We start from the raw sequence: 12341 nt of genomic DNA, 5'->3' as shown, positions 1-12341 counted from the left end.
GCAGTTATTCATTGATTGCCAGCCCGGATATTTTTAAGCTGCATCCTGTGGGTTTACGCAACAAAAACACGCCTGAGCAGTATTAATATATAAGAATTTTGTAATATTAAGCAACAATGCAGTAAGTTCAAAATAAAGGTAAACTCCTCCTCATGACATGTAGAAAATTTGTCATATAAGCTTGCAGTAGGAAGTTTGAAATACAAATCAGGTATCTTCTTAGCCGTAAAAGCTCAATAAGTAAGGATTTTGTGATGTGGTTTCGCGTTTGCCTGCTGGGTTTGTGTTCTTTGGATTATGCACAAGCTGCTTATGGGCCAGAAGACACATTAAAATTAAATGCCAATTTGGCCTCTCAGTTTGATAGTAATTTGTTTAAGCTGGATGAAAATTCAGAAAACACACAAACCAGAAAAAATGGGCATAAAGCAGACCTGAATGTAGAAACAAAAGTAAGCGGCCGTTTGGATTTAAAGCTTTCGCGTCAGTTATTGCATGTAAATGCTGACGTTAGCCAGATTAATTATCATCATTTCAGCGAGCTTAATCACCAGGAGTGGAATGCCGGCCTGGCATGGGATTGGTTTATAGGCAGTCGTTTCAGCGGACAGCTTAGTGCAACAACAGCAAGCAAAATGTCCTCTTTTGAAGATAATCTTTTTGCGGGCGAAGGAAATAGTGCGCTGGATATGCAGCGCCAGAATAGCCTTGCATGGCAAGGCGTGTTGCAATTAAAAAGCACAATTGCAATTATTGCATCTGCGGGGATCAGTACCGAAGAGCATGATTTAAAAAAATATATAGATGCCAAAAATAATACGGCAAGTTTAGGTCTGCGTTATCAGACAGCGAAGGGTAATTATATTTCGATCCGGCATGGCTGGCGAAAATACACCTATGATATTGATTTACCTTTCAGGGCTGGTTTTACCGAGCAAACCAGCTCAATTGATCTGGGTTATTCCCCAGGTTATAAGCTGATGCTCAGCACCTCAGTGGGGCTGAGCCGCTGGGTCTCTGCGTTTAACGATCAAAGCCAGAATACGCCGCAATGGGATCTTGGGCTGACATGGCAAGCTACAGATAAAACAACTTTAAAACTGGGCTATGGGCAAAGTTTTTCAGAATTTACCAGCGGTGCCGGACGTAATTTAGATCAGCATTTTAATGCCAATGCAAAATGGCTGATGACAGATAAGGTGGACTGGAATATTGAAGCCAACCGGCGTGAGCGCAGTTTTGAAGTGGCCAGTGGCAATGTACAGAAAAATGAAAATACCAACAGCTTACGTCTTGGATTAAATTATAAAGCGCTGCAACCTTTAAGCATTTCGGGCTATGCTCAGGCAGAGCAAAGAAACAGTGAAGTGATCAATAGTAATTATAAAGACTACCAGTTAGGCCTGAATGTGAGGTTTGATTATTGAACAGCGATAAAAAATAAGTAGCGCTTCACTGAAAAATACAATTTTTTTGTGAAAAGAAGCGTTTTTTTGCGCATCATTTATGCTTTAAAACTGGCATGTATTTGAAACTATTTGCCTCCAGAGGCTTTGAATATTTTGAATGATTCAGTAAAAAATATCGATCAATATATGGATAAAAATACTTTAGAAGCAAGTCTTGTTTCTGCGCCCAGTTTGCTTGCGGATCGTTTTCGTGAATTTTCTAATGCAGCGCCTTTTATTAGTTTTTTTAAGCTTTTTATTGACCCAATTATTGTTGTAGCATCACTATACATACTGTCTGTCCCTTTTAATGTGGCGATGGATGGTTATGAGTTTGTTCTTGCAACACTGTCTTTTTTACTCACGGCCTTATTACTGGATGGTATGTTTTTATTTATGCCGGGGTATTCAAGATCCTGGCTGGGTCTCGGGCGGTTTATTACCGAGTGGCTGGCCGTTGTTGTCGCTTTGGTTCTTATCGGAAGGATTTCGGGGTTTATAGATTATTATTATCCGCCATTTATTATTACCTGGTTTATTGTTTCGCCACTTGTGTTAATACTGGTTCATGTGGCGATACGGGTTTATGTATTAAGGGTAGATTCGGGCGAAAATGCAGAACGCAGCAAAGTAGTTGTAGTTGGAATTAATCAGCCCAGCCAGATTCTGGTTAAAAATATTTATGATGAGCCATTTTTAAAAATGGATTTCATGGGATATTTTGATGACAGGGCAACCAGCCGTTTACCAAAAAGTGCTGCTCAGCACTTAAAAGGCTGCCTTGATATGCTTCCAAGGTATATTAAAGAGCATGGAATAAAAAAAATATTTATTTCTTTGCCGATGAGCTCTCAGCCCAGAGTACTTGAGTTAATTGATGAATTAAAAGACAGTACTGCATCAATATATTTTATTCCGGATTTATTTGTTTTCGATTTAATTAATGCCAGGTTTGATAACGTGGCAGGAATGCCTATTGTTGCCATTTGCGAGAGCCCGTTTATGGGGCTGAATGGGGTAATAAAAAGAATCAGCGATATTATATTGTCACTGCTTATTTTATCCGTGATCTGGCCTGTTTTGTTTATGATTGCTATCGCTGTAAAACTAACTTCAGCTGGTCCTGTATTTTTTAAGCAGCGCCGTTATGGTGAGAATGGCGACAGCGTGCTTGTTTATAAATTCCGGTCCATGACTGTAATGGAAGATGGCGATCAGGTTGTTCAGGCCACCAAAAACGACCAGCGCTTAACGCCAATTGGCAGTTTTCTACGTAAATCGTCATTAGACGAGTTGCCGCAGTTTATTAATGTATTGCAGGGAAAAATGAGCATCGTTGGCCCGCGGCCGCATGCTAATGCTCATAATGAGCAATACAGAAAACTGATCAAAGGTTATATGATCCGCCATAAAGTAAAGCCTGGCATTACTGGCTGGGCACAGGTGAATGGTTTCAGAGGGGAGACAGATACCCTGGAAAAAATGCAAAACAGAATTAAATATGATTTAGACTACCTGCGTAATTGGTCTGTCTGGCTGGATTTAAAAATCATTATATTAACGGTTGCTGTTATTTTCCGTGACAGAAACGCATATTAAAATTCATCTCACAATAATTCTTAGGGGATTCACCGTGTTTAAAACAAAAATGAAACCACTGGCTTTAACGATTGCGGCTGTAGCATTATTGGCAGGATGTGGTGATAAAGAGGAAAAGAAATCCCCAAGCCAGGTCTTGGCAACCGTTAATAAAACAGAAATTACAGTGCATCAGTTAAATACATTGCTGGGGCGTGTGCAGGCAGCAACACCGGCAATGAAACAGCAGATGCTTGATCAGCTGATTGATCAGGAATTACTGGTGCAAAAAGCCACCGAGCTTAAATTAGACAGAGAGCCTAATGTTTTGCAATCTATAGAATCAGCAAAACGCCAGATTCTTGCTCAGGCCGCGGCAGAGCGTGTATTGGGTAAGCCAGAGGCTTTAAAACCGGCTGATATTGATAAATTTTATAATGATAATCCTGCCCTTTTTGCAGAGCGCAAAAACTACGAATTTATTGTATTCAGCGTAGATAAAAAATCATATAACGAAGATTTAACCAGGCAGCTGGATAAGGCGGGTAATGCACAGCAGGTTAAAAGTATTTTTACCTCTGCACAGATTAAGTTCAGTGAAAACGAAGTAAAACGGACCGCAGAGCAATTGCCTCTTACTTTATTGCCAAAATTTTCAGCGATGAAAACAGGCGATATCATCACAATGCCGGAAGGCGATAAAGTTGTTTTGCTCTTATTAAAAGAAAGCATTTTAGCTCCGGTGCCTAAAGAGAACGCATCACCTTTGATTCAGCGCTATTTGCAAAATGATAAAGTGCAAACCGACGCTAAAATTAAAATTAAAGCATTGCGCGATGCTGCAAAAATTGAATACACACAAAAATTTGCAGAGCAGGCACCCGGCGCGAGCAGCCCTGCCGCAGCAGCTGATGATGGCATCAAAGCGGGATTGAAAGGACTTAAATAATGAAAGTTACCCGAGTAATTGTCTTTGTCTGGGGTTTATTCATCAGTTTTTTTGCAATGGCCGCGCCTAATGCAGAGTACCGCCTTGGGCCGGGTGATATTGTAAAAATAAGTATCTATGATCACCCCGATTTAAGTACTGAATTGCAGCTTAATGATAAGGGAGCTGTTTCATTTCCTTTATTAGGCGATATCAAGCTTTTAGGCTTGCAGTACACAGAGGCAGAGGCTCTTATTGCGGGTAATTTAAAAAAAGGCGGATTTGTAAATAACCCTAATGTTAGCGTAATGATTTCTCAATACCGCAGCCAGCGAATAGCGGTGATTGGTGAGGTGAATCGGGCCGGCCGCTATGCACTTGAAGGTGCGACTGGCCTCGTTGATTTAATTGCGATTGCAGGGGGGCTGAATTCAAATGCCGGCGATACCATCGTGATTTTGCGCGGATCAGACCGGATTGAATATAGCTTAAGCCAGTCGATGAAATCATCTGATGAAACAAAGCGCAATATGGCGGTGGCTAATGGCGATGTTATTTATGTGCCGCGCGCTCAGCAATTTTATATCTATGGTGAGGTTAATCGCCCTGGTGCATTTCGCATGGAGCCTAAAATGACAGTCATGCAGGGGCTGGCTCTGGCTGGCGGATTTAATCCCCGTGCATCACAGCGTAATTTAGAAATTCACCGGGTGGATCAATTTGGTGCAATGACTACGATAGAAGCAAAACTGACAGATTTTTTGCAGGAAAATGACACAATTTTCGTTCAGGAAAGTCTTTTTTAATGAAACAGCTCTTCGCAATTTTAAAATCGCCACCGATTACTGGCCAGGGTAAATGGCGTGAATTCAAAAGCAAATATGTACTTATTATTAAAGAGCTTAATTTAATATGACACTTGAACAATTTATCAATATTTTGCGAGCCAGAAAAATAACAGGTATCAGCATATTCTTCGCTATTATTTTGGCCACTCTGGTCATTAGTTTTCTATTACCGAAGCAATATACTTCAGATGCCGCGCTGGCCGTGGATGTTAAAGCAACAGACCCTGTTACTGGCCAGCAGGTTGCAGGCTTTTTAGCGCCTAGTTTTATGGCAACGCAAGTTGAAATGATTGCCAGTCAGAATGGTGCGCTTAAAGTTGTGGATGCTTTGGGACTGGCCAAATTGCCAGAAGCACAGGCTCAATTTATGGAGGCCACCAAAGGCAGGGGGGATATTCGTAATTGGTTTGCCGAGTCTTTATTAAAAGGTTTAGAAGTAAAGCCCAGCCGTGAAAGTAATGTGATTAATTTATCTTACACAGCAACTGATCCCCAATTTGCAGCCGCTTTGGCTAATGCTTTTACTCAGGCCTATATCAGGACTACGGTCGATATTAAAATGGCATCTGCTCAGCAAAATAATATTTTCTTTCAAGAGCAGTTAAAAACATTGCAGGCTAATTTAGAAAAAACGCAGCAAAAATTATCTGAGTATCAGCAAGAAAAAGGCATTGTAGCGACGGATGAGCGGCTCGATATTGAAATGCAGCGCTTAAATGAAATATCCAGCCAGCTGGTTGGTGCGCAAGCACAAACTTTTGATGCACAAGCACGCGCCCGTGGCGGGCAGACGGCCCCTGATGTATTAAATAACCCTCTGATTTTGCAATTAAAAGGCCAGCTTTCTGCACAGGAAGCAAAGTTAAAAGAACTGGCTGTTAAGAATGGCCCTAATCATCCGCATTACCGGCAGGCTTTAGCAGAAGTCACCGCAACGCAGAATCAGCTGAATGAATTAATGCTGCAATATTCAGGCGGATTAAGCGGTGTGGCGGGGAATTCTCAATCACGGCAAGCTGCTTTAAATCAGGCGATGAAAGCGCAAAAAGAGCGGGTGCTGGAGCTTAAATCAGGCCGCGCCAATATCGATGTATTGCAACGCAATGTGGATAACGCTCAGCGCAGCTACGACCAGGCACTGCAGCGCTTTAGCCAGACCATGCTGGAAAGCCGCGCGGATCAAAGTAATATCACCATTTTGAAATCGGCAATTGCCCCACTCACTCATTCAAAGCCACGAACTTCATTGAATATGCTGCTGGCAGTTTTTGTAGGTGCATTACTTGCTGTGGCATCAATATTAGTGCTTGAATTTTTAAACAGAAGAATACGCACTAAAGTTGATATTGAAAGCTATTTAGGCCTGCATGTATTGGCAGAGCTGGGCAAGGAAGATGCAAAAAAATTATTCGGTAATCAATACCAGGGTAAAAGAAGAGCAACTGCAGGAGATGCCGCATGATAGCTGCTCAGGTTGAAAAAACAAATTCAAGCAGTAATATTGGAAAACTACTATTAGATAACGGCAAGCTGGATAGCGCCCAGGCTGAGAAAGTTCTTCTTTTGCAAAAAGAAGAAGGAATACGTTTTGGGGAGGCCGCAATTCGTTTAGGTTATATCAGCGAAGCCGATATTCAGCAGGTTTTGGCCTTACAATTTTCATATCCATATTTGCAAAAAGGGCAATCAAAGCTGAGCCCCAGCCTTGTTGCCGCATATGATCCTTTTGATAAAATTGTTGAAGAAGTACGCTGTTTGCGCAGCCAGATTTTATTACGCTGGATCAGCCTTGGGCATAAAAGTGTTTTAATTGCATCATGCGATGAAGTCGCTGGCGAATTAATTGCAAATTTAGCCATTGTTTTTTCGCAATTAGGTGAAAAGACATTACTGGTTGATGCAAATTTACGTCAGCCGCATCAGCATGATTTATTTGGTCTGCAAAACCGTCAGGGCTTTAGTGAAGTTTTGGCAGGGCGCGTGCCTATTCAAACGGCTATTCAGCATGTTGAGGGCTTATTGGATTTAAGCGTATTAACTGCAGGAACTAAAGCACCTAATCCCCAGGAGTTATTATCAAAAGGGGATATGGGGGAGTTTACGGCCGAATTAGAATCTATTTATGATGTGATTTTATATGATGCGCCACCCAGCGCAAAAGCTGCCGATGTGCAATTGCTGGCCGCAAGAACAAAAGGCGTTATTTTAGTGGCAGTACGTCATAAAACATCACTTAAAGATTTAGCTCAGTTGCGTGATCAGTGTGAAATGGCGGGTGCCGAGGTGTTAGGCTGCGTTTTATTAGGATCATAAAAGATGAGTTCTTTGCTTGCCCGCTATATTCCGGAATCAATTGTGCAATTTATCCGGCTGAATTATTTGCTTATCTTAGGTTTTTCTATTCTTTGCATACCTACTATCGCAGATTTAAGTCAGGATTTATGGCAAACCCCCGAGCAGGGGCATGGCCCATTTATTCTGGCGATTATTCTGTGGCTTTTCTATAAGACCAATACAGAAGGCCAGCCAGCAGAGGTGCGAAGCAATAATATTGCGGGTGCCATTATATTTTTTGCGGGGGCTTTGTCTTATATTCTCGGCCGGTCACAGGAAATCTGGTTGTTTGAGGTTGGGGCCTTTATTCCCATGCTCTGCGGGCTGATTTTACTTATATCCGGAAGTGCCGCTTTAAAAAAATATTTTTTTGCTATTTCATTTATTGTTTTTTTAATTCCACTACCAGGCGTAGTGGTTGATGCATTAACCAGCGGGCTCAAAAGCCAGGTATCGCACTGGGCAGAGGTTTTGCTTTATGCGGCCAATTATCCGGTTGCCCGCTCAGGGGTCATGCTGGTGGTAGGGCAATACCAGCTGTTAGTTGCAGATGCATGCTCGGGCATGAATTCTTTATTCAGCCTGTTTGCACTGGGCTTGTTATATATCCACATTGGCGGATATGGTTTTAGCTGGCGCGGTATTGTGCTGTTTTTATGTGTTGTGCCGATTGCATTTATAGCCAATGTAATTCGTGTGATGATTTTAATATTGGTGACGTATCATTTTGGCGATGCGGCAGGCCAGGGCTTTATACATAGCTTTGCAGGTATGGTGGTTTTTGCGGTTGCTCTGATTGCTTTTTTTATAACAGATTTTTTACTAGGGCTGATCTTCGTTAAAAAGGCCGCAAAATAATGGTAAACAAAAGAATTATCCTTTTTATCCTGATGGGTTTAACTGCACTCTTTACGTATATAGTTACCCCCAGAATTGTGATGGCGGATATTCATCATATTGATTTAGAGAAAATGATTCCGCTCAGCTTTGATGGATGGAAAAAAGAAGATGCAGCCGTTGCACTGGTGCAGGCACCTGATGTTGAAGCGGCTTTAAGTAAACTGTATTCAAATTTATTAATGCGCACCTATGTAAACAGCAAGGGCGAGCGGATGATGCTCTCAATTGCCTATGGCCCGGATCAGAGAGATAACGGCGGCAGACAGGTCCACAGGCCTGAAGTTTGTTATCCCGCTCAGGGTTTTAATATTTCACAAAATAAAGAGGCTGTTTTTAGCTCGCAATATGGTGATATTCCTGTCCGGCATTTAATTGCCAGGCAGAACCAGAGGGTAGAGCCCATCACCTACTGGCTGACAGTTGGATTAAAAGCGGTAAACAATACAACCAGCTTTAAATTGAATCAATTATCCTATGGGGTTAAGGGCTATATCCCTGATGGTATGCTCATTCGTGTTTCAAGTATTGATGAAAACGTCGATGATGCATATAAAAAGCAGGAAGTCTTCTTGAAGAGTTTTGGTGCAGCAATCTCTGAAAAGAATAGAAAAAATTTTGGATTTAATTGAAATATACTGACTGGGATTTTCTTGATGGCTCAAAAAAAAGTTGCACTGATTACAGGCGTTACCGGCCAGGATGGTTCTTATCTTGCTGAGTTTCTTTTAGAAAAAGGCTATGAAGTACATGGTATTAAACGCCGCGCTTCGTCGTTTAATACCCAGCGCGTTGATCATATTTACCAGGATCCGCACCATGGCAATAACAGCTTTAAATTGCACTACGGTGATTTAAGCGATTCATCTAATTTAACCCGCATTCTGCAGGAAGTGCAGCCGGATGAGGTTTATAACCTTGGCGCGCAATCGCATGTGGCAGTGAGCTTTGAATCGCCTGAATATACGGCTGACGTGGATGCAATGGGTACATTGCGCCTGTTAGAAGCTATTCGCTTTTTAGGCCTGGAAAAGAAAACCCGTTTTTATCAGGCATCTACTTCAGAGCTGTATGGATTAGTGCAAGAGACTCCGCAAAAAGAAACGACGCCATTTCATCCGCGCAGCCCCTATGCCGTGGCAAAGATGTATGCCTATTGGATTGTGGTGAATTATCGCGAAGCCTACGGTATGTATGCATGTAATGGTATTTTGTTTAATCATGAAAGCCCGCGCCGTGGCGAAACATTCGTAACACGCAAAATTACCCGTGGTCTCGCTAATATCGCCCAGGGATTAGAAAAATGCCTGTTTATGGGCAATATTGATTCTCTGCGTGATTGGGGCCATGCCCGTGATTACGTCAAAATGCAGTGGATGATGTTGCAGCAGGACACGCCGGATGATTTTGTGATTGCCACAGGTGTGCAATACAGCGTACGCGATTTTATTCGCATGGCGGCAGCTGAGCTGGGAATGACGCTTTCTTTTGAGGGAAATGGCGTTGATGAAAAAGCCATTATTGCCAGTATTGAAGGCGATAAAGCACCGGCTTTAAAAGTGGGCGATATCATTATGCAAGTAGACCCGCGCTATTTCCGCCCGGCAGAGGTTGAAACACTCTTGGGTGATCCGACAAAAGCCAAAGAAAAATTAGGCTGGACGCCAGAAACAACCTTGCCGGAATTGGTTAAAGAAATGGTCGCTCATGATTTAGTGCAGGCACGCCAGCACGCTCTGCTTAAAACACATGGCTATTCTGTAGCAGTTTCTACAGAGCAGTAAAATTAATCCGGGCGATTATGTCCGGCCTTTCACCCTGATAAATTGAATAAATAAAATGTCATATATTTCACCTGAACATAAAATCTATATTGCCGGCCATCGTGGCATGGTGGGCTCTGCTATTGTGCGTGAATTAAATAAGCAGGGGCTGAGCAATATTGTTACACGCACGCATGCAGAATTAGACCTCACCAATCAGGCTGCAGTTGACGCATTTTTTGCAGCAGAAAAACCTGATTTTGTATTTTTAGCTGCAGCAAAAGTAGGCGGTATTCACGCTAATAATGTTTATCGTGGCGATTTTATTTATCAAAATTTAATGATACAAAATAATGTGATCCATGCTGCTTATCAGCATGGCGTTAACCGCCTGATGTTTTTGGGCTCCAGCTGCATTTACCCTAAAGATTGCCCGCAACCGATTAAAGAAGAATATCTCTTGACGGGGCCTTTAGAGCAAACAAATCAACCCTATGCCTTGGCTAAAATTGCTGGTATTGAAATGTGCTGGAGCTACAACCGCCAGTATGGCACCCAATATCTGGCCGTTATGCCGACCAATCTTTATGGCCCGGGGGACAATTACCACCCGGAAAACAGCCATGTGATTCCTGCCCTTATTCGTAAAGCACACGAAGCGAAAGAAAGTGGCGCAAAAGAAATGATGGTATGGGGCAGCGGTACACCGCGCCGGGAATTTTTATATTGCGAAGACATGGCTGAAGCCTGTGTATATTTACTGAATTTGCCCGATGCTGAATATAAAAATCAATTAAATGATCAGCACCCGCCCCTGATAAATATTGGCACGGGTGAAGATATGACCATTCGTGAATTAGCCACCACGATTTGTGATGTGGTGGGCTTTAAGGGCGAGTTGGTATTTGATGCAAGTAAGCCTGATGGCACGATGCGTAAATTGCAGGATGTAAGCCGCTTAAATGGCATGGGCTGGAAAGATAAAATGAAATTTAAGCAAGGCTTAGCCATTGCTTACCAAGAGTTTATGAACAGATCAGGCATTTAGTACTTTAAAGGTAGATTTAATGTCTGATTTAAATAAAGTAAAGCTGGGAATGAGCTGGGGGACCGCTTCGACCGTTGCAGTGGCAGGCTTTCAAATTATATTTATGGCTGTTTTAGCCAGATTAATTGATCCTGCCGCATTTGGATTAGTTGCTCTTGCAAATATAGGCTTGAGGTTTTTAAGCTATTTTGCTCAGCTGGGTATTGGCCCGGCTATTATTCAGCGCCAGGAAATTGACGATAAAGATATTGCTGCAGCGCTTTATGTTTCATTGAGTGTAGCTTTGTTTTTTTCTTTATTGGCCATGCTTCTGGCGCCATTATTTTCATCATTCTTTGCCATGCCAAAATTAACTCTGGTATTGCAATGCCTTGCTTTAAATTTTATTGTGGCTGGTTTTTCTGTCGTTGCGCAAAGTTTGCTGCGAAGAGAAACCCGGTTTAAAGCGATATCGATTATCGATGCGGTGTCTTATATTGTATCGTATGGTGTGGTTGGCTTATCAATGGCCTGTCTGGGTATGGGCGTGTGGTCTTTAGTTGCTGCAGTCAGCACACAAATTTGGATGAGTGCCATTTTATCTTATGTGCTGACCCGGCACCCAGTTATCCGAGCGATCGATTTTGAGCGTTGCAAAAGTTTTTTACTTTTTGGTTCAAAGTATTCTCTGATTGGTTTTGTAGAGTTTTTTTCTTTGAATTCAGATTCACTTTTAGTGGGTAAATTGCTGGGCGACTCTATTGCCGGACAATATAACCGTGGCCAGCTTATTGCACATCTGCCGGTGCAGAATGTCGTCAATATTTATTCAAAAATAATGTTTCCAATTATGTCAAGGGCCAGAAATGCCGGGGCAGATATTGCTGATTATTTTTTATTAAGTATTCTGGCCGTCGGAATTTATGCGTTTCCTGTAGGTTTCTTTATATCTGTTTTTTCCAGTGATATTGTATTTATTCTGCTTGGGAAAAACTGGCAATATGCCGGAATGGTGACGGCATGGTTTAGTTGCATTGTCGGCTTTGTATATTTAAATCAGATTTGCGGCATGACTCTGGATTCATTAAGTGAAATAAATGTAAAGATGAAAATACAAATGTCGATGTTTGTGTTTTTACTGCTTATGTTTCTGCTGCTGTATCCTCAGTTTGGTCTGCAGGGTTTAATCGCTTCATTTTTTACCACAGAAGCAATCAGGTTTTTTATTTTTACGCGCGTTCTGCAGCCCAGATTAAAGATTAAAGCATCATTAAACCTGCGCTTAACCTGCTATATTGCTGCAGTTTCATTATTTTGTGGCGCTTTTTCATTCTTTATAAAATCGCTTCTTTCAGAAGGCTTTACGCCATTAATCAGGGTGCTGATTGCTGGTTCGGGGTTTGTGCTGGTGTATCTTCTTTCATTGTTCATCTTTATATCATTGATAAAAAATATGCCATGTATCCTGCTTGCCAGGAGCAAAGTCAAATTCTTAAACCGGTTTATATAGGAAATGGC

Annotated in this window: 11 protein-coding genes; all 11 read left to right on the top strand. The window is 41.9% G+C overall.

Features of this window, described 5'->3' with window-relative positions; genetic code table 11:
- The first annotated feature begins 254 nt into the window (after window positions 1-254).
- The 11 genes from HA050_RS07415 (at window position 255) to HA050_RS07365 (ending at window position 12333) form a co-directional block, all read left to right on the top strand.
- Entirely contained in the window at window positions 255-1427 is a 1173-nt protein-coding gene (locus tag HA050_RS07415) for an outer membrane beta-barrel protein (protein WP_166824069.1), read from the top strand.
- A 168-nt stretch (window positions 1428-1595) separates the two neighbouring features.
- The gene (locus tag HA050_RS07410) at window positions 1596-3047 is read left to right on the top strand and encodes an undecaprenyl-phosphate glucose phosphotransferase (RefSeq protein ID WP_166824067.1); all 1452 of its coding nucleotides are present in this window, start codon (window positions 1596-1598) and stop codon (window positions 3045-3047) included.
- A 34-nt stretch (window positions 3048-3081) separates the two neighbouring features.
- A complete protein-coding gene (locus tag HA050_RS07405) occupies window positions 3082-3975 on the top strand; it encodes an EpsD family peptidyl-prolyl cis-trans isomerase (RefSeq protein WP_166824065.1) in 894 nt (297 codons plus the stop codon).
- Complete coding sequence (locus HA050_RS07400; RefSeq protein ID WP_166824063.1) at window positions 3975-4760, top strand: SLBB domain-containing protein; 786 nt, start codon at window positions 3975-3977, stop codon at window positions 4758-4760. Before HA050_RS07405 ends, HA050_RS07400 begins: the two co-directional genes overlap by 1 nt.
- 106 nt (window positions 4761-4866) lie before the next feature.
- On the top strand, window positions 4867-6264 hold the full coding sequence (gene epsF, locus HA050_RS07395; protein WP_166824061.1) for a chain length determinant protein EpsF: 1398 nt from the start codon (window positions 4867-4869) through the stop codon (window positions 6262-6264).
- The gene (locus HA050_RS07390) at window positions 6261-7115 is read left to right on the top strand and encodes a polysaccharide biosynthesis tyrosine autokinase (protein WP_166824059.1); all 855 of its coding nucleotides are present in this window, start codon (window positions 6261-6263) and stop codon (window positions 7113-7115) included. Before epsF ends, HA050_RS07390 begins: the two co-directional genes overlap by 4 nt.
- A gap of 3 nt (window positions 7116-7118) precedes the next feature.
- On the top strand, window positions 7119-7994 hold the full coding sequence (gene xrtB / locus HA050_RS07385; protein ID WP_166824057.1) for an exosortase B: 876 nt from the start codon (window positions 7119-7121) through the stop codon (window positions 7992-7994).
- Window positions 7994-8665, top strand: coding sequence for an exosortase-associated protein EpsI, B-type (gene epsI, locus HA050_RS07380; protein ID WP_166824055.1), 672 nt, complete (start codon window positions 7994-7996; stop codon window positions 8663-8665). The genes xrtB and epsI overlap by 1 nt, the downstream gene beginning before the upstream one ends.
- 24 nt (window positions 8666-8689) lie before the next feature.
- Entirely contained in the window at window positions 8690-9817 is a 1128-nt protein-coding gene (gmd, locus tag HA050_RS07375; protein WP_166824053.1) for a GDP-mannose 4,6-dehydratase, read from the top strand.
- A 55-nt stretch (window positions 9818-9872) separates the two neighbouring features.
- Window positions 9873-10844, top strand: a complete 972-nt coding sequence (locus tag HA050_RS07370) for a GDP-L-fucose synthase family protein (RefSeq protein ID WP_166824051.1) — start codon at window positions 9873-9875, stop codon at window positions 10842-10844.
- A 19-nt stretch (window positions 10845-10863) separates the two neighbouring features.
- Window positions 10864-12333 carry an oligosaccharide flippase family protein gene (locus tag HA050_RS07365; protein ID WP_166824049.1) on the top strand — a complete coding sequence of 490 codons (1470 nt, stop codon included), beginning with the start codon at window positions 10864-10866 and terminating at the stop codon, window positions 12331-12333.
- The last annotated feature ends 8 nt before the right edge of the window (window positions 12334-12341 follow it).

The sequence above is a fragment of the Iodobacter violaceini genome, assembly GCF_011601265.1.
In the GTDB taxonomy this organism is placed as follows: domain Bacteria; phylum Pseudomonadota; class Gammaproteobacteria; order Burkholderiales; family Chitinibacteraceae; genus Iodobacter; species Iodobacter violaceini.
The sequence above is the reverse complement of the archived record's forward strand: the minus strand, read 5'-3'. Positions and strand labels throughout refer to the sequence as shown.

Excerpts from the sequence above, each read along its gene's own strand:
- HA050_RS07415 (WP_166824069.1), top strand. The coding sequence starts at position 255 with ATGTGGTTTCGCGTTTGCCTGCTGGGTTTGTGTTCTTTGGATTATGCA.
- HA050_RS07410 (WP_166824067.1), top strand. The coding sequence starts at position 1,596 with ATGGATAAAAATACTTTAGAAGCAAGTCTTGTTTCTGCGCCCAGTTTG.
- HA050_RS07400 (WP_166824063.1), top strand. The coding sequence starts at position 3,975 with ATGAAAGTTACCCGAGTAATTGTCTTTGTCTGGGGTTTATTCATCAGT.
- epsF (WP_166824061.1), top strand. The coding sequence starts at position 4,867 with ATGACACTTGAACAATTTATCAATATTTTGCGAGCCAGAAAAATAACA.
- HA050_RS07390 (WP_166824059.1), top strand. The coding sequence starts at position 6,261 with ATGATAGCTGCTCAGGTTGAAAAAACAAATTCAAGCAGTAATATTGGA.
- xrtB (WP_166824057.1), top strand. The coding sequence starts at position 7,119 with ATGAGTTCTTTGCTTGCCCGCTATATTCCGGAATCAATTGTGCAATTT.
- epsI (WP_166824055.1), top strand. The coding sequence starts at position 7,994 with ATGGTAAACAAAAGAATTATCCTTTTTATCCTGATGGGTTTAACTGCA.
- gmd (WP_166824053.1), top strand. The coding sequence starts at position 8,690 with ATGGCTCAAAAAAAAGTTGCACTGATTACAGGCGTTACCGGCCAGGAT.
- HA050_RS07370 (WP_166824051.1), top strand. The coding sequence starts at position 9,873 with ATGTCATATATTTCACCTGAACATAAAATCTATATTGCCGGCCATCGT.
- HA050_RS07365 (WP_166824049.1), top strand. The coding sequence starts at position 10,864 with ATGTCTGATTTAAATAAAGTAAAGCTGGGAATGAGCTGGGGGACCGCT.